This window comes from Kitasatospora sp. NBC_01302, assembly GCF_035976515.1.
Taxonomy (GTDB): domain Bacteria; phylum Actinomycetota; class Actinomycetes; order Streptomycetales; family Streptomycetaceae; genus Kitasatospora.
Window position 1 is genome coordinate 1357529 of record NZ_CP108404.1, and the last position, 16573, is coordinate 1374101.

Below are 16573 nucleotides of genomic sequence, written 5' to 3' on the forward strand. Positions count from 1 at the left end.
GGGAGCCTGAGCAGGATGACCGACTTCCTCGTCATCGGTGAGTGCGTCGCGGACATCGTCCGCACCCCCGGCCGGCCCGATGTCACACACCCCGGCGGCAGCCCGGCCAACGTCGCCTACGGCCTGGGCCGGCTCGGGCACCCCACCGCGCTGCTCACCCAGCTGGGCACCGACGGGCTCGGCGAGCTGATCACCGCCCACCTGCGCTCGGCCGGCGTCGAGCTGCTCACCGACGGACGGCCGCCGGCCGCCACCCCGAGCGCGATCGTCACGCTGGACGACCGGGGGCGGGCCGACTACACCTTCGACATCCACTGGTCGCTCGCCCCCACGGCCCTGGCCGTCACGGCCCCGCACGTGCACTTCGGCTCGCTCGCCGCGCTGCTCGCACCCGGCGCCGAGGCCACCGCCGCCCTGGTGGCCGAGCTGCGCGCGGGCGCGACGGTCAGCTACGACCCGAACATCCGCCCGGCCCTGCTCGCCTCGCCCACCGAGGTGCGCGCCCGGGTGGAGCGCTGCGTGGCGCTCAGCGACCTGGTCAAGGCCAGCGACGAGGACCTCCACTGGCTCTACCCGGACCGCTCCCCCGAGCAGGCCGCCGCGCACTGGCTCACCCTCGGCCCGGCCCTGGTGCTGGTGACCAGGGGCGGCGCGGGCGCCCTCGCCGTCACCCGCGACGCGCGGGCCGAGGGGCCGGCCACGGCGGCCGAGGTGGTGGACACGGTCGGTGCCGGCGACTCCTTCATGTCCGCGACCCTGGACGCGCTCGCCGCCCGCGCCCTGCTCGGCGCCGCCGCCCGCGCTTCGCTGCGCAGCCTCACCGGGGCGACGCTGGCCGCCGTGCTGCGGCACGCCGGTGCGGCGGCGGCCGTCACGGTCTCCCGCGCCGGGGCCAATCCGCCCGACCACCGTGAGCTGGCCGCGGCGCTGTCCTGAGCACCGGTCAGGCCTTGCGGCCGACCCCCGCGTACATCCAGCGGGTGGTGGCCTCGGTGGCGGCGTCCGGGCGCCAGAGCGGCACGAATTCGACACCGGGCTCCAGCAGCTCCCAGCCGTCGAAGAGCCCGGTCACCTCCTCGCGACCGCGCAGCCGGATGCCCGAGGCGGTCTTGTCCCAGGTCTTGGCCACCTCGGCGGCGCGCTCGGGATTGCCCTCGTGGGTGCTGTGCGAGAGCAGCAGGTAGCTGCCCGGCGCCACCCGCTCGCGCACCTGGTCCACCGCGTGCCGCGCCTGCTCGTCGCTGACGAAGTGCAGCAGCGCCAGCAGCAGCACGGCCACCGGCTGCGAGAAGTCCACCAGGGTGCGCAGCTCCGGGCGTTCGAAGAGCTCGTCCAGCTCCCGGACGTCCCCGGTCAGCACCGTGGTGCTGCGGTTGTCGGCCAGCAGCGCGCGCCCGTGGGTGAGCACGATCGGGTCGTTGTCGACGTACACCACCCGGGCGTCGGGGGCGACGGTCTGCACCACCTCGTGCACGTTGCCGGGCGAGGGCAGGCCGGCGCCGATGTCGATGAACTGCCGGATGCCGGCCTCGGCTGCCAGCCGCACCGCCCGCCGCAGGAAGGCCCGGTTCTCGCGGGCCGCCGCGGGTATGTCCGCCGAGGCGCTGATCGCGTGCTCGGCCGCCTGACGGTCCGGCGGGAAGTTGTCCTTGCCGCCGAGCCAGTAGTCGTAGATGCGCGCGGGGTGCGGGCGGTCCGTCTGAAGCCGCGTCATGTCGCTGTCGTGTCCGGACTGGTGCACCGTCTCCCCCTCTGTTCCTGCGGCCCGTGGTCGCGCGGCCGGGGGCAGCATAGCGGGCCGCAGAATCCGGGCTGGTCGGCGGGGGTTCCCGGGCGTCGTTGCCGGGGACGCTCGAAGGGAGCCCGCCCCGCCCGCCGGCGGACCCGCTTATTGCCGAGCCATGCGGGGCGGGCGCCGGTAGGGTCGAGCGGTTCGACCTTCTCCAGCCCCCCAGCTGCGAATGTGAGATCAGATGACCTACCAGTCGGGCGAGTTGCCGATCAACCAGGCACGGGCCGACGAGTTGCCCATCCCTGCCGTGGCCGCGGACGAGCTGCTGCCCGAGACGCGCCGGGCCCTGCTGCACCGCCTCGCCGTCGGACAGGCACAGGGCCGGACGCCCTCGCTGGTCGGCCTGGTGGCGCGCGGCGGCCACCGGGTCTGGAGCGGTGGCCGGAGCATGATCGAGGGCCACGCGCCGGACGAGAACACGCAGTACCGGATCGGCTCGATCACCAAGTCCTTCGCCGCGGTGCTGGTGCTGCGCCTGCGCGACGAGGGCCTGCTCGACCTGGCCGATCCGCTGGAGCAGCACCTGCCGGGCACCTCGGCCGGGCGGGCCACGATCCGCGAACTGCTCAGCCACACGGCCGGGCTGGCCGCCGAGACGCCGGGCCCGTGGTGGGAGCGGACCGACGGCTCGCACCGCCCGGAGCTGGGCAACCTGCTGGAGGAGCAGCCGTTCCGCCACCCGGCCGGCGAGCGCCACCACTACTCCAACCCCGGCTACGCGCTGCTCGGCGCGCTGGTGGCCAAGGTGCGCCGGCTGCCGTGGGGCGAGGTGCTGCGCCAGGAGGTGCTCGATCCGCTCGGCCTGACCCGCACCACGCTGCTGCCGCAGGCCCCGCACGCGGGCGGGTTCGCCGTGCACCCGTGGGCGGACGTGATGCTCCCCGAGCCGCTCACCGACACCGGCCTGATGGCGCCGGCCGGGCAGCTCTGGTCCACCGCCGCCGACCTCGCCCGCTGGGCCTCCTTCCTGGCCGGCACGCTCCCGGGCGGCGCGGAGAAGGTCCTGGCCCCCGCCACGCTGGCCGAGATGCGCCGCCCCGCCGCCGGCCCGGACCGTGACGACTGGACCTCCTGCTTCGGACTGGGCCTGCAGCTGTCCCGGCAGGACGGGCGGCTGCTGGTCGGCCACGGCGGCTCGATGCCCGGCTTCCTGGCCGGCCTGTGGTTCAGCCCCGAGGACGACGTGGCGGCGATCACCCTCACCAATGTCACCGCCGGCTCCGGGCTCGGGACCGTGGCCCCCGACCTGATCCGGATCGTCGCCGAGCGCGAACCGCTGCTGCCCACCGCCTGGCGCCCGTTCACCGACGCCGATCCCGACCTGCTCGCGCTGACCGGCCCCTGGTACTGGGGACCCACCGCGCTGGCCCTGCACCTGCGGGCGGACCGGGCCCTGGAGCTCACCGCGCTGAGCGGCCCCGCCCGCACCTCCCGCTTCCTGCCCGAGCCGGACGGCAGCTGGGTCGGGCTCGACGGCTACTACGCGGGCGAGCCGCTGCGCGTGGTGCGCGCCGAGGACGGCTCGGTCAGCCACCTCGACGTGGCGGGCTTCGTGCTGACCCGCGGCGCCTACCAGCCGGCCGCGGTGGTGCCCGGCGACGTCGACCCGCAGGGGTGGCACGCGGGCTGACGCGGCGCTGGCGGGCTCGGCGTCGGCTGACGCGGCGCTGGCGGGCTGACTGGCTGACTGGCTGACGTGGCGCTGGCTGACGTGGCGCTGGCTGACGGAAATTCATATCACGGGGCGATAACGATGCGAATCGTTATCGCCCCTCCAGCTTCGGCATGAGACACCTCACATTGCCCTGCGACAGCGCCTCCTGGCTTGAGATGGGACCTTCGACCTGTCTACGGTGCATGCCGTTCGTCTCCACACGAACCCCGCTCCCCGGAACGCCGAATCCTGCCGCCGGATGGAACGGGCACTGTGCACTGAAGCACCACGGCAGGGGCGGGGGACCCAAGGTAAGTCGCCCCACCTGGAGCACGGCTCCGGGCGGGGCTTGGGGTGAAGCCGCGCATTGCGCGGCCGGGCAACTCCAGCCCGAATCCGACAGCTCACCTCGCAGGCGTGGGAGAGGAAACGCTTTTCATGCTGTCCGTCAACGGTCGCCCCAGCCTGCCCAGCCGCGCCGCCATCAAGCGCGCGATCGCCACCGCCGTCATCGTCGGCGCCGGCGCCGGTCTGCCCATGATCACCGCCGGTGGCGCCAGCGCCACGCCGATCCACTCCGGTTCGCACGGCCACGCCGCACAGCACCAGGCGGCCGCCGCCGCTCCGGCCGCCGCCTCCCAGGCCGCCGCCCCGGTCGCCCAGGCGCCCGCCGGCTACACCGTGCAGGACGGCGACTGGCTGTCCAAGATCGCCACCAGCCACAACGTGCAGGGCGGCTGGCAGAAGCTCTACGACCTGAACAAGTCGGTGCTCGTCAACGGTCCGGACGTGATCTACCCCGGCCAGCACCTCGCGCTCGGCGACGCCCAGGCCCAGGCCCCGGCGCAGACCCCCGCCCCGGCCCAGGCTCCGGCCGCCGCCCCGGCTCCGGCTGCCCCCGCCGCTCCGGCTGCCGCGGCCGCTCCGGCCACCCCGGCGCTGAGCGCCAACGCCAGCGTCGCCTCGCTGCAGGCGCTCGCCGCCTCGATCGTCCCGGCCGACCAGCTGGCGTCGTTCGACCAGATCATCACCCACGAGAGCGGCTGGAACGTCACCGCCACCAACCCGAGCTCCGGTGCCTACGGCCTGCCGCAGGCCCTGCCCGGCAACAAGATGGCCTCGGCCGGCTCGGACTGGGCGACCAACCCCGCCACCCAGATCAAGTGGGCGCTGCAGTACATGAACCAGACCTACGGCAGCCCGAACCAGGCCTGGGTCTTCTGGCAGGCCCACCAGGCGTACTGATCACCCCGGTGATCAACGGCCGCCGGCCCGCCCCCATCGGGCGGTAGCGCTCGGCGGATCGTCCGCAGCCGTCGGCCGGCCACGGGTTTCCCACCTGTGGCCGGCCGACGGCTTTGGCGCGCCTGGCTCTTGGCTCGCTGGGCCTTCGGCGTGCCGGGCTGTTGGTGTGCCGGGCCTTTTGTGTGCCGGGCTGTTGGTGTGCCGGGCCTTTTGTGTGCCGGGCTGTTGGTGTGCCGGGCCTTTTGTGTGCCGGGCTGTTGGTGTGCCGGGCCTTTTGTGTGCCGGGCTGTTGGTGTGCCGGGCTGTTGGCGCGCTGTCGCAGCGACGGGCTGCGCCCCGCTCGTCAGCTGCCGGGCGCCGGCCCGCCGTGCGATCCGGCGTCAGTCCGCCGCGCCGTACCGCACCAGATAGCCCGCCAGCCGCGCGACGTCCTCGTCGGTCCACTCCGTGAACCGCTCGGTGAACGACTCCCGGCGCATCTCGTACGCGTGCCGCAGCAGCGCCATCCCCTGCTCGCTGGGGCGCAGGATCTGCCCGCGGTGATCCTCCGGATCCACCTCGCGGCTGAGCAGCCCCAGCTTCTCCAGAGCGCCGACCTGCCGGCTCACGGTCGACTTGTCGAGCATGAAGTACGCGGCCAGGTCGGCCGCCCGGCAGCCACCGCGCTCGTTCATCAGGTCGAGGATGCTGTACGTCACCAGGGAGAGCCCCGGGTGCAGCTGCGAGGCCTTGTGCCGGGCCCGCCGGGCGAAGGCGGTCAGCTCGCGCTGGATGATCTCGATCGACTCGTCTCGACCCGACACGCGTGACCTCTTCCTCTCCCATGGTGGTTGCGTATTACAACATATGTGCCACTGGCGCCGCCACTGGACCCGCGCCGATCGAGATCACAGCATGCCAGACGGGCTGGTCACAGCCGGTAACCTGTCGACGACAGATCCGAGAAGTCGCCAAGCGCGGCCTGGCTGGCGTCGCGGGGTGCGCATGGACCTGATTCCACCGGCGGACGGGGCTCCCCGGGCCACTGCCGACCAAGCGCCCGGCGCCGCGCCCGCTCACGGCCGGCCGACTGCCCATCCTCCGACTGCCGCCCGCTCCCGGGACGAGTGCTTCGGTGCCGAGCTGCGCCGGCTGCGCACCGAGCGCGGACTGTCGCTCAGTGCCCTCTCCCGCCTGCTGCACTACAGCAAGGGCTACCTCAGCAAGATCGAGAACGGCAGCAAGCCGGCGGGCCATGACCTGGCGCGCCGCTGCGACGAGCTGCTGCGCGCCGACGGTTCGCTGCTGCGGCTGACCGAAGCCGCCGAGCCCGGGCCGACGGGGGCCGGCCCGGCCGGGCCCGGGTCAAGCGGGCCAGCCACCGACAGTGCCCTGCCGACCGCTGCCGGCCACGCGCTCGCCGTGCCACCGGCACTCGACCTGCCCTGCCCCTACCCCGGGCTGGCCGCCTTCGGCCCGCAGGACGCCCACTGGTTCGCCGGGCGCGACCACGCCCTCGCCGCGTTGCTCGACCGGCTGGCCGAGCGCGCGGGACGGGGACCGCTCGCACTGGTCGCCCCCTCGGGCGCGGGCAAGTCCTCCCTGCTGCGGGCCGGCCTGCTGCCCGCCCTCCAGCGCGGCGACCTGCCGTCCGCCCACCCGGGGGCCCGCCGTGTCCTGGTCTGCACGCCGGGTGCGCGACCGCTCTCCGTCCTGCGTCAGCTTCTTGACACCTTGTCAGTCTCCGATGCCGAGGCCGCACCCCGGCTCGTCGCGCTTCCGCCGCCCAGCGCCGAAGCCCCGCCGACACCAATGGCCGAGCCGGAACTCTCACCCTCCACTCCACCTTCACCCTCGCCCTCCGGCGTGCCCCGCCCGGCGCAGTCGGCTGCCCCGGCCCTCGGGCCGGCCCTGATCGTGGACCAGTTCGAGGAGGTCTTCACCCTCTGCCCCGATCCCGCCGAGCGGCACGCCTTCATCCAGGCCCTCTGCGAGCTCGCCACCGTCCCGGACGACCGGCCGGCGGCCGAGGCCACCCTCGTCGTGCTGGGCGTGCGCGCCGACTTCTGCGGACGCTGCCTCGACCATCCGCAGCTGGTCCCCGTCTTCACCCGCGGCCTGCTCGCGCTCGGTCCGATGACCAGCGCGGAACTCCACGAAGCGATCACCCGCCCGGCGACGGAGGCCGGCCTGCTGCTGGAGCCGGGGCTGGCCGAAATCCTGCTGCGCGACCTCGGGCCGGTGGAGCTGCCGCTGCCCGCCGACCCGCCCCACCCGCGCGCCGAGGCCGCCGTCCTCCCCCTCCAGCCGGGTGCGGCGGGCGTGCTCCCGCTGCTCTCGCACGCGCTGCTCGCCACCTGGCAACAGCGCGAGGGGCGTGCCCTGACCGTCGCGGGCTACCTGCGCACCGGCGGGGTGCACGGTGCGATCGCGGCCACCGCCGAGAACCTCTTCGCCGGCCTGTCCGCCGAGGGCCGGCGGACGGCTCGGCACCTGCTGCTCCGCCTGATCCACCTGAGCGAGGAGAGCGAGCCGACCCGCCACCCGCTGGCCCACCAGCAGTTGCTGGCCTGGCTCTCCGCACCCGACCCGGCGGTCGAGCAGGGCGATCCGGCCGCTCTCGCCGATCCGGCGGATCTGGCTGCTCTGCCTGGTCTGCCTGCTCTGCTCGGTCTGGCCGGCCTGCCTGGGTCCCGACCCACCGGGCCGCTCGCACGATCGCGCCCACAGCTGCACCGATGGGCGCCGCGCCGGCTGCTGCCCCGCACCGCCGCCACGCCCGTGCCCGCGCCGCGCACCCCGCAGGGCGGCCCCGGCCACCGGGCCACGGCGGTGCTCGACGCCTTCGTCCAGGCCCGGCTGGTCACCGTCGACAGCCAGACCGTGCTGATCACCCATGAGGCGCTGATCCGGGCCTGGCCGCGGCTGCGCGGGTGGATCCACGCCGACCGGGCCGGTCTGCTGGTGCGCCAGCAGCTCGCCGAGGCCGCCGCCGACTGGGAGCGCGAAGGGCGCGATCCGACGGCGCTCTACCGCGGCACCCGGCTCGCGGTCGCCTCCGAGCACCTGCGCGATCCGCGGCGCCGAGCGGAGCTGACACCCGCCGAGGCCGCCTTCCTGCGAGCCGGCCAGGCCGAGGAGGCGGAGCGGCAACGGACGCAGCGGCGGCAGCTGCGCCGACGGCGGCAACTGCTGGTCACCCTCGTGGGGCTGCTGCTGCTCGCCATCACCGCCGGCAGCGTCGCCTACCGGCAGCGGGCCGAGGCACTCATGGAGCGCCGGACCGCACTCTCCAAGGCACTCGCCGCCGAATCGGCCGCCCTCGCGGCCGGCCGCCCCGAGGAGTCGATGCTACTGGCCGACGAGGCGTTCCGGACCGCGCCGACCACCGAGGCCCGTGGCGCGCTGCTGAGCACCCAGTCCCAGGCCTTCGCCGGCCGGCTCTTCGGCCATGCCGGGCCGGTCAACGCGGTGGCCTTCAGCCCCGACTCCAGCCGCCTGGCAACGGCCAGCTCGGACGGGACGGTGAAGATCTGGAGCGCTGCCGACCGCCGGCTCGACACCACGCTGACCGGGCACGGCGGTCCGGTGCGCGCCGTCGCCTTCGCCCCGGACGGCCAGACCATCGCCTCCGGCAGCTCGGACGGCACGGTGCGGCTGTGGGACATGCCGGGCCGCCGGCTCCCGGTCACGCTCTTCGGCAACGGCGGCGCGGTGCGGGCCGTGGCGTTCAGCCCCGACGGGCAGACCCTGGCCTCCGCCGGGGCCGATCGCACGGTGCGGCTGTGGGACACCACCAGTCACACCCTGATCGCCGCCATGAGCGGTCACACCGACGAGGTGGTCGGCGTGGCGTTCAGCCCGGACGGCCGACTGCTGGCCTCGGCCGGCGAGGACCGCACGGTGCGGCTCTGGGACACCACCACGCACGCGCAGGTGGGCACCCTCACCGGCCACGGCGACGAGGTGCTCGGTGTGGCGTTCAGCCCCGACGGACGCACCATCGCCTCGGGCAGCGCCGACCGCACGGTGCGGCTCTGGGACACTGCCAGCCACACCCTGCTCACCACCCTCACCGGCCACAGCGACGACGTGAACGGCGTGGCCTTCACCGACGGCGGCACGACCCTGGTGAGCGCGAGCGGCGACGGCACCGTGCGGCTCTGGGACCTGACCGCCCACCGGGTCATCGCCACGCTCTGCGGACACACCGACTACGTCCAGGGCGTGGCCGTCAGCGCGGACGGCAAGCTGATCGCCACCGCCGGCTTCGACCAGACCGCGGCGCTCTGGGAGGTCGGCGCGGAAGCCCTGACCGTGCATCCGTTCACCGAGATCTGGCAGAGCGCGTTCAGCCCCGACGGGCGCACCCTGGCCGCGGCGGACGCCGCACACACCGTGCGGCTGTGGGATGTCGCCCGGCATGCCGTCACCGGGGCGCTCGCGGGGCACACCGGCTCCGTCTTCGGCGTCGCCTTCAGCCCCGACGGGCGCACCCTGGCCTCGGCCGGGGCCGACCAGACCGTCCGGCTCTGGGACCTGGCGACCCATGCCCAGCTCGCGGTGCTCACCGGTCATCAGGGATCGGTCTTCGCCGTGGCGTTCAGCCCCGACGGGCGTCTGCTGGCCTCGGCCGGCGAGGACCGCACGGTACGGCTCTGGGACGTCGGCTCCCGGCAGCCGATCGGCGTGCTGAGCGGGCACACCGACTTCGTCAACGCGGTGGCGTTCAGCCCGGACGGCCGCCTGATCGCCTCCGGCAGCGACGACCTGACGGTGCGGCTCTGGGAGGCCCGGACCAGGCGACCGCTCGCCACGCTCAGCGGCCACCGGGGTTCGGTGCGCGCGGTCGCGTTCGCCCCTGACGGGCGCACCCTGGCCAGCGCCGGCAACGACGGCACCGTACGCACCTGGGACAGCCAGGACCACAGCCTCACCGCCACCCTGACCGGACACACCGGCTCGGTGCGCGGCATCGCGTTCGCCCCCGACGGGCGCACCCTGGCCAGCGCCGGCAACGACGGCACCGTCCGCACCTGGGACACCCGGGACCACACGCTCACCGCCACCCTGACCGGACACACCGACGCCGTCTGGTCGGTCGCCTTCAGCCCCGACGGCCGCACGCTGGCCAGCAGCGGCAGCGACGGCACGATCCGGCTGTGGGACTCCAGCACCCAGGACCGCACGGCCGGGATCTGTCGGGTGGTCGGCGTCGTCAGCCCCGAGCACTGGGCCCGACTGCTGCCCGATCAGCCGTACAAGCCCGGCTGCTGACCTCCACCGACCTCCACCGAGTTCCACGACACAGCAGGTCAGCGGGGGTTTCCCAAAGTGTTTCCCGTTTCCTGACGATTGGGCGACGGCGATCGTCTGGACACGCCCTGCCGTCGGCGATCACTCTCGATGCATCGGCGGTCACCCGCTGAGACGGCCCCGCTCTGACGGCCCGTCCTCCTGCTGCCTGGTCAGCCACTCTCCCCTGCCCTGGAGCCCACCATGTCCCGCCCGAGCAAGCTGAAGACCACCTCCGCCGCCGCCCTCGCCAGCCTCCTGTTGCTGACCGGTCCGGCATTCGATGCCTGGGCCCGGGCATCGCAGGACAGAGCCGGGCCCGCCACCGACTGCGCGGTGCTCGCCCCGGGTGCCTCCGCCACGGCCGAGAGCGCGGTGCGCGCCGCCTGCAGCCAACTCGGTGTCTGGTACAGCTGGGGCGGCGGTCACGGCCCCACGCCCGGAGCGACCTACGGCCATCCCGACGGGGTCGACCCGGCCAGCAACGACGACGGCCAGCGCCTGGGTTTCGACTGTTCCGGCCTGGTCCGGTACGCCTACGCCCAGGCCACCGGCCAGGACGAGCTGAACGGCGACGCCGGCCAGCAGTTCTACACCCTGCACGCGGCCCAGCGCTTCACCGCCGACCAGGGCACCGCCCCGCTGCTCCCCGGCGACCTGCTCGCCTACGGCAGCTCCGACAACCTCCACCACGTCGCCGTCTACCTCGGCGCCGGCCAGATGGTCGAGGCCCGCCAGTCGGGCACGCACATCATGGTCAGCCCGGTGCGGCTGGGCGGCGACTACTTCGGCGCCGTGCGGATCGACCCGGGCCCGGTGACCGGACCCACCGCCCAGACCTGGGGCACCGGCGTCTGGACCCACGCCCAGGCGTCCACCGACAGCCCGCGCGTCTACGCCTTCGCGGACTCCACCACCGTGCGGGTCACCTGCCAGAAGCACGCCCAGAGCGTCACGGCCGAAGGCCTGACCAACGACGCCTGGTCCTTCCTCCCCGATTACCAGGCCTGGATCAGCAACATCTACCTCCAGGGTCCGGCCTGGCTCGACTCCGTCCCCACCTGCTGAGGAGCACTCCCATGACCAACACCTCCTGCCCGGTCAGCACCACCGGCACCTCCTGGCTGCGCACGGCCGCCGCCGGGGCCGCCATCGCCCTGGGCGCCGCCCTCCTGATCGCCGCGCCGGCCGGTCCGGCCGCCGCCTCGGCCGGTGACTGCGCCGGTGGGGCCAACGGCTTCGTCGACGTCTCCGACAACGCCACCGGCACCGTCCAGCGCTCCGCCTCCCACGATGGCGACACCATCAGCCTGCAGTCCGCCGGCGGTCGTGGTTTCGCCAAGATCGAGGGCACGACCCGCTCCGGTGAGAGCGTCTGGATGGACTGGACCCGCGACGGTGGGCACACCTGGCTGCAGTGCGGCCCGTTCAACGTCGACCGCGGCGACAACTCCTCCAAGACCTCCCCGTCCCAGGCCACCAGCGCCGACCCCAACTACCGCTTCCGCGCCTGCGGCCTGACCCTCGACCAGGTCATCACCTGCACCGACTGGTGGTAGGCCGTCCCGGCTGGTGCTAGGTGTACTGACCACGGAGGTTGGTGACAGAGCTCACGGCGTGGTGATCTTGAAATGAGTGAGGGCCTTCTGGCTCGGTGTGGATTGCGACATCTACCCGGCACCCAGAAAGGCCCTCATGCCACACCGTAACGCACCCCTGACCGAGACCGGACGCCTGCGCCTGGCCCGCTGCGTGGTCGAGGACGGCTGGCCCCTGCGCCGGGCCGCCGAACGCTTCCAGGTCTCGCCGACCACGGCCAAGCGCTGGGCCGACCGCTACCGTGCGCTCGGCGAGGCCGGGATGGTCGACCTCTCCAGCCGGCCCCACCACAGCCCCCGCCGGACCCCGACCCGCACCGAGCGGCGGATCATCAAGGTCCGCGTCCTGCGGCGCTGGGGCCCGGCCCGCATCGCCTACCTCCTGCGACTCAACCCGGCCACCGTGCACCGGGTCCTGACCCGCTACCGCCTCGCCCGCCTGGCCCACCTGGACCGCGCCACAAGTCGGCCGATCCGACGCTACGAACACAGCGCGCCGGGCGAGTTGGTCCACGTCGACATCAAGAAGCTCGGCAACATCCCCGACGGCGGCGGCCACAAAACCCTGGGCCGCCAGGCCGGCCGCAAGACCCGCTCCGCAGTCGGATACAGCTACCTCCACAACGCCGTCGACGACCACTCCCGCCTGGCCTACAGCGAGATCCTGGCCGACGAACGCAAGGACACCGCCGCAGCGTTCTGGACCCGGGCGAACGAGTTCTTCGCCCGGGCCGGGATCACCGTGAAGCGCGTGCTGACCGACAACGGCTCCTGCTACAAGTCCCACCCCTGGCGCGACGTCCTCGCGGCGGCCGGGATCACCCACAAGCGCACCCGGCCCTACCGCCCGCAGACCAACGGCAAGGTCGAACGCTTCAACCGCACCCTGCTCGACGAGTGGGCCTACGCAAGGCCCTACCGCACCGAGCAGGAACGACGCGACGCCTACCCCACCTGGCTCCACACCTACAATCACCACCGCGGACACACCGCACTCGCAGGCAAGCCACCCGCCAGCCGCGTCCCCAACCTCACGGGTCAGAACAGCTAGGCCGTCCCGGCTGAGGCGCGGGCCCCGCTGAGGTGCCGGCGCCTCCGAGCTCCTTCAACTGGTCGTACGCCGCCTGCAGGAAGCGTCCGTCCAGGCTCGGCCCGCTGTTGGCCAGTGCCGCGAGCCCGGTTCCCGTCGACGGGCAGAAACCGACGAACGCGGTGAAGCCCCGGGTGGCACCGGTGTGGAGCACCAACGCGCGTCCGCCGGCCCGGCGCAGGTTCCAGACCAGACAGAGCTCGTCACGGTTCGGAGTCCTGGGCCGCACCAGGCGCGGACGTTGGACCTCCCGCAGTGCCCGGGCGAGCGGGAGGCCCGGCGTCTGCGGCTCCACCCATCCCGAACTGCCGCCGGCGGCAGCCAGGTGGGCCCGCAGACACCGGGCCAGGTCGCGGGCCGTGGAGCGCACGGCACCCGCTCCGGGCAGCCCCGGAATCCGCCAGGGCGCCAGCAGCCGGCCGTGCCAGTGGCCGACGGCCGACGCTTCCAGGTCGGGCCCGCACCCCGTCCGTGTCGACCCGAGGGGTAGCAGCACCCGTTCGGCGAGCGTGTCCGCGTAGCGGGTGCCGACGTCCCAGGGGGCGTGGTCCGGTCCTGGGGCGCACGGTCCCGAGAATCCGACCCCTGGGAAGCCGAATCTGGCAAAGCCCACTCCTGCGTACCCGAGAACCAGCAGACATGCTGGGGAAGTTCGAGGCATCGGCGCCAACCGGCCGATTCGGGCCCGGTCAGCCGAGCGCGGTCGGCCAGGCGCCCTCGCGAGCCAGCAGGTACTCCTTGCGCTCCAGCCCGCCCGCATACCCGGTGAGTGAGCCGTTGGCGCCGATCACCCGGTGGCAGGGGCGCAGGATCAGCAGCGGGTTGGCTCCGATCGCGGTGCCGACCGCGCGGACCGCGGGGCGCGCCAGGCCGAGCTGCTCGGCCAGCCGGCCGTAGCTGGTGGTGGCGCCGTAGGGGATGGCGTCGATCGCCTGCCAGACCCGCTCCTGGAACTCGGAGCCCCGGGTGCGGAACTCCACCGCGAAGTCCTTCAGGTCCCCGGCGAAGTACCGGCGCAGTTGCTCGGTGATCTCCGCGAAAGCGGCCGGGTCGGCCCGCCAGTCCGGCTGGACGGTGGGCGCGCGACGCTGCCCCGTCATCGACAGCGAGCACAGCGCCGTCCCGCCCGGCGCGGTTGCGGACTCCTCGCCGACCAGCAGCAGCTCGCCGAGCGGGCTCTCGATGGTGGTGTAAACGGTGCTGGTCACGGCAGCCGACCTCTCTCGCTGGATGCGCTGTACCCCTCTACTGTGCCGCCTCCGGACGGGCTGGACCGGCGGATTTCGGACACGGCACTCCCGCACCTTTTGTTCACACTTCAATCACAAGGTACCGTCGACTTTAGTTCAAATTCGAATCACTGCTCCCAGCAGCCGACGCAAAGGACGCCGATCATGGTCTCGCCGCCCCGCCGCTCCCCCATCGACCGGCCCGCCCAGCAGCCCGCCGACCGTCGCACAAGGGCTGCCACGGCCCGGGCTGCGGCCCGGCGGGCGGAGCAGCGGCGTCGGCTGCTGCTCCGCTCGGCGGTCGGGGTGCTCGGGCTCGCGATGCTCGGCGGCCTGGCCGCCGTCGTGGTGAGCGACCGCGGCAACGGCACCGCCACGGCCACGGGCACGGACCCGGGTCCGGGCACCGGCACCGGCACCGGGATACCGCCCCAGCCGCGTACCACCGCCGAGGGCCGCACCGGCGCGCCGCCGTGGGAGGCACCCGCCGATCCGGCGGCGGCGGTCACGGCGGCGGGTCTGCCGATGCTGGGCTCCGAGGGCACCGTCGAGCACATCCACGCCCATCTGGACATCTACCTGGACGGCCGGGCGGTCGCCGTCCCCGCGCTGGTGGGCATCGACGAGGGCGCCCAGCGGATCAGCCCGCTGCACACCCACGACACCAGCGGGGTGATCCACATCGAGTCCCCGGTCCGGGCGGACTTCACCCTCGGCCAGTTCATGACCGAGTGGCAGGTGTCGCTGGCCGCCGACCATCTGGGCGGCGCCCGGACCGATGCCGCCCACACGCTGACGGCCTACGTCAACGGCAGGCCGGTGACCGGGGATCCGGCCGCCATCAAGCTCGGCGCGCACGACGAGATCGCCCTCGTCTACGGCACGAGCACCGAGAACGCCCAGGTCTCCGCGCCCAGCGGCTACGCCTGGCCGAGCGGCCTGTGATCCGCGCGGCGACCGCCCGGGGAGCCGGTTCCCCGGGCGGTTGCCGCCGTGGGTGGGGCGGGTCAGTAGCCGGTCGCTCCGTCCAACCGCTCGCGCAGCAGGTCGGCGTGGCCGTTGTGCCGGGCGTACTCGGCGACCATGCCCACCAGGATGCGGCGCAGCGAGATCGGCTCGCCGCTCATCGGCGCGGCGGCGAGCGCGTCCAGCGAGGGCGCGGCGGCCACGATCGCGCGGGAACGATCGCACTCCGCCCGCCAGACGGCGAAGTCGTGCGCCGCGTCCGCTCCGGTGAACTCGAAGTCCTGGTCCGGGTCGTCATCCGCGTAGTAGAGGTGCGGGAGCTCCTGGCCGGCGAACTGGCGGCCGAACCACCAGCGCTCGACGCCGGCCAGGTGCCGCACCATGCCGTGCAGGCTCAGCCCGGAGGGCGCCACGCTCTTCTCCGCCAGCTGGGCGGCCACCAGCTCGGCACACTTCAGTTCGAAGGTGGCGCGGTGCCAGTCGAGGAAGGCGGTCAGCGTCTCGCGCTCATCGGCGACCCGGGGCAGCGGCATGCGGGTGTCGAGGCTCGAGGGCCAGCTCGGTGCGAGGTTCTGCGGCGGGATCTCGTTCATGCGCGCGATCGTGCCAGAGCGCACCGACAATCGAGCCCAGGGCGTCACCGCGGGGCGAGTTCCAGCGGGGCTCCAGCGATTGTCAGTTGATTGTCAGTGACGGCGTCTAAGGTATCCGCCGTGATCACCGCGCCGACCGAACTCCTCTCGCTGCCAGCCGATCTGATAGCCCTTCAGCAGGAGGTGCTCAGCGCCGACCGGGCGGTCGGCGATCATGCACTCGCCGTGCGCGGCCGACGGCGCGCGGCGTTCCCCGCGACCTGGCAGGCCGTCCAGCGGTGCACCTGGGAGGCGGGCGAGCAGGCCGAGTTCGACCGCCGCTGGGAGGCCTATGTGCGGGCCGGGGCAGCGGTGCGGGCCCACCCGGTGCTGGTCCGGGCCCGCGCGCTGGGCATCGAGGCGACGGTGCTGCGCGCCCTGCGGGAGGCCGCCGCCGGACCGGCCGGCAAGGGCCCGTCCGGGAGGCCGTGAGGCGTCGGGTCCGATCGCCCGGGCCCCGGTCGCTCGGGCCTCGGTAAGAGGCGGCCGAGGACGGCCGGGGCAGGAGACGGCCGGGTCAGGAGGCCGCCGGACCCGGGCCGGTGCCGCGGCCGAGCACCCGGGTCACCTTGACCTCGATCACCACCCGCTCCGGGTTGGGGCGCGGCGCGCGGTAGCGCCGTGTGTAGCGCTCCTCGGCATCGGCCACCGACTCGGCGTCCTGGCGCACCACGGCCCGACCTTCGAGGGTCGCCCACCGGGCGCCGTCCACCTGACAGAGCGCCACCCGCGCGCCCGCCTCCCCGGCCGCCAGGACGTTGCGCGCCTTGCGGCTGCCGCTGCTGGTGATCACCCGGGCGATGCCGGTGGCCGGGTCGTAGGTGGCGCCGACCGGGACAACGTGCGGGGTGCCGTTGGGCCGCAGCGTGGTCAGGGTGCAGAGGTGGCGCTCCGCCCAGAAGGCGAGGAACTCCGCGCTGAGCACGGGCGCGGCATCGACACCGGCAGGGGCTGGGGTTGGGGCTGTGACTGGGGTGGCGACGGCAGGAGCGTCAGGGGCGGTCATGCGCTCAGCCTACGGTCCGCCGGCCGGTGAGCACGGGGTGAGCGCTGGTGGCCGATGGCTCGGGCTGCACGGGCGGCGTCCGGACCC

15 protein-coding genes and 1 riboswitch are annotated in these 16573 nt (G+C 73.9%); of the genes, 9 read left to right on the forward strand and 6 right to left on the reverse strand.

What is annotated here, in order from left to right; translation table 11 throughout:
* The first annotated feature begins 15 nt into the window (after positions 1-15).
* Complete coding sequence (locus tag OG294_RS06100) at positions 16-936, forward strand: carbohydrate kinase family protein (RefSeq protein WP_327065377.1); 921 nt, start codon at positions 16-18, stop codon at positions 934-936.
* A 7-nt stretch (positions 937-943) separates the two neighbouring features.
* Here OG294_RS06100 and OG294_RS06105 read toward each other — a convergent pair whose 3' ends face one another.
* Positions 944-1714, reverse strand: coding sequence for an SAM-dependent methyltransferase (locus OG294_RS06105; protein WP_327065378.1), 771 nt, complete (start codon positions 1712-1714; stop codon positions 944-946).
* A 259-nt stretch (positions 1715-1973) separates the two neighbouring features.
* Here OG294_RS06105 and OG294_RS06110 point away from each other — a divergent pair, with 259 nt between their 5' ends.
* Positions 1974-3422 carry a serine hydrolase domain-containing protein gene (locus tag OG294_RS06110; protein ID WP_327065379.1) on the forward strand — a complete coding sequence of 483 codons (1449 nt, stop codon included), beginning with the start codon at positions 1974-1976 and terminating at the stop codon, positions 3420-3422.
* A gap of 331 nt (positions 3423-3753) precedes the next feature.
* A riboswitch (cyclic di-AMP (ydaO/yuaA leader) is annotated at positions 3754-3879 on the forward strand.
* A 5-nt stretch (positions 3880-3884) separates the two neighbouring features.
* A complete protein-coding gene (locus OG294_RS06115; protein ID WP_327065380.1) occupies positions 3885-4691 on the forward strand; it encodes a LysM peptidoglycan-binding domain-containing protein in 807 nt (268 codons plus the stop codon).
* Between the two features lie 380 nt (positions 4692-5071).
* On the opposite strand, the gene OG294_RS06120 is transcribed toward OG294_RS06115, so the two are convergent.
* On the reverse strand, positions 5072-5494 hold the full coding sequence (locus tag OG294_RS06120) for a MarR family winged helix-turn-helix transcriptional regulator (protein WP_327065381.1): 423 nt from the start codon (positions 5492-5494) through the stop codon (positions 5072-5074).
* Positions 5495-5675: 181 nt separating this feature from the next.
* Between OG294_RS06120 and OG294_RS06125 the strand changes: the two genes are divergently transcribed.
* The 4 genes from OG294_RS06125 to OG294_RS06140 all read left to right on the forward strand — a co-directional run bounded on the left by OG294_RS06125 (position 5676) and on the right by OG294_RS06140 (position 12614).
* Positions 5676-9947, forward strand: a complete 4272-nt coding sequence (locus OG294_RS06125; RefSeq protein ID WP_327065382.1) for an nSTAND1 domain-containing NTPase — start codon at positions 5676-5678, stop codon at positions 9945-9947.
* Positions 9948-10169: 222 nt separating this feature from the next.
* Entirely contained in the window at positions 10170-11033 is an 864-nt protein-coding gene (locus OG294_RS06130) for a C40 family peptidase (RefSeq protein ID WP_327065383.1), read from the forward strand.
* An 11-nt stretch (positions 11034-11044) separates the two neighbouring features.
* The gene (locus tag OG294_RS06135) at positions 11045-11524 is read left to right on the forward strand and encodes a hypothetical protein (RefSeq protein ID WP_327065384.1); all 480 of its coding nucleotides are present in this window, start codon (positions 11045-11047) and stop codon (positions 11522-11524) included.
* Between the two features lie 136 nt (positions 11525-11660).
* Positions 11661-12614, forward strand: coding sequence for an IS481 family transposase (locus tag OG294_RS06140; RefSeq protein WP_327065385.1), 954 nt, complete (start codon positions 11661-11663; stop codon positions 12612-12614).
* On the opposite strand, the gene OG294_RS06145 is transcribed toward OG294_RS06140, so the two are convergent.
* The gene (locus tag OG294_RS06145; protein ID WP_327065386.1) at positions 12595-13413 is read right to left on the reverse strand and encodes a serine hydrolase domain-containing protein; all 819 of its coding nucleotides are present in this window, start codon (positions 13411-13413) and stop codon (positions 12595-12597) included. The two genes, OG294_RS06140 and OG294_RS06145, sit on opposite strands and share 20 nt — an antisense overlap.
* On the reverse strand, positions 13343-13861 hold the full coding sequence (locus OG294_RS06150; protein ID WP_327065387.1) for a methylated-DNA--[protein]-cysteine S-methyltransferase: 519 nt from the start codon (positions 13859-13861) through the stop codon (positions 13343-13345). Before OG294_RS06150 ends, OG294_RS06145 begins: the two co-directional genes overlap by 71 nt.
* Before the next feature lie 186 nt (positions 13862-14047).
* On the opposite strand from OG294_RS06150, the gene OG294_RS06155 reads away from it, so the two are divergent.
* Positions 14048-14827, forward strand: a complete 780-nt coding sequence (locus OG294_RS06155; protein WP_327065388.1) for a hypothetical protein — start codon at positions 14048-14050, stop codon at positions 14825-14827.
* Between the two features lie 62 nt (positions 14828-14889).
* Here the strand turns inward: OG294_RS06155 and OG294_RS06160 are convergent, their stop codons facing one another.
* Positions 14890-15441, reverse strand: a complete 552-nt coding sequence (locus OG294_RS06160) for a DinB family protein (protein WP_327065389.1) — start codon at positions 15439-15441, stop codon at positions 14890-14892.
* A 120-nt stretch (positions 15442-15561) separates the two neighbouring features.
* On the opposite strand from OG294_RS06160, the gene OG294_RS06165 reads away from it, so the two are divergent.
* The gene (locus OG294_RS06165) at positions 15562-15912 is read left to right on the forward strand and encodes a hypothetical protein (RefSeq protein WP_327065390.1); all 351 of its coding nucleotides are present in this window, start codon (positions 15562-15564) and stop codon (positions 15910-15912) included.
* Positions 15913-15997: 85 nt separating this feature from the next.
* Here OG294_RS06165 and OG294_RS06170 read toward each other — a convergent pair whose 3' ends face one another.
* On the reverse strand, positions 15998-16486 hold the full coding sequence (locus OG294_RS06170; RefSeq protein WP_327065391.1) for a pyridoxamine 5'-phosphate oxidase family protein: 489 nt from the start codon (positions 16484-16486) through the stop codon (positions 15998-16000).
* Between the last annotated feature and the right edge of the window lie 87 nt (positions 16487-16573).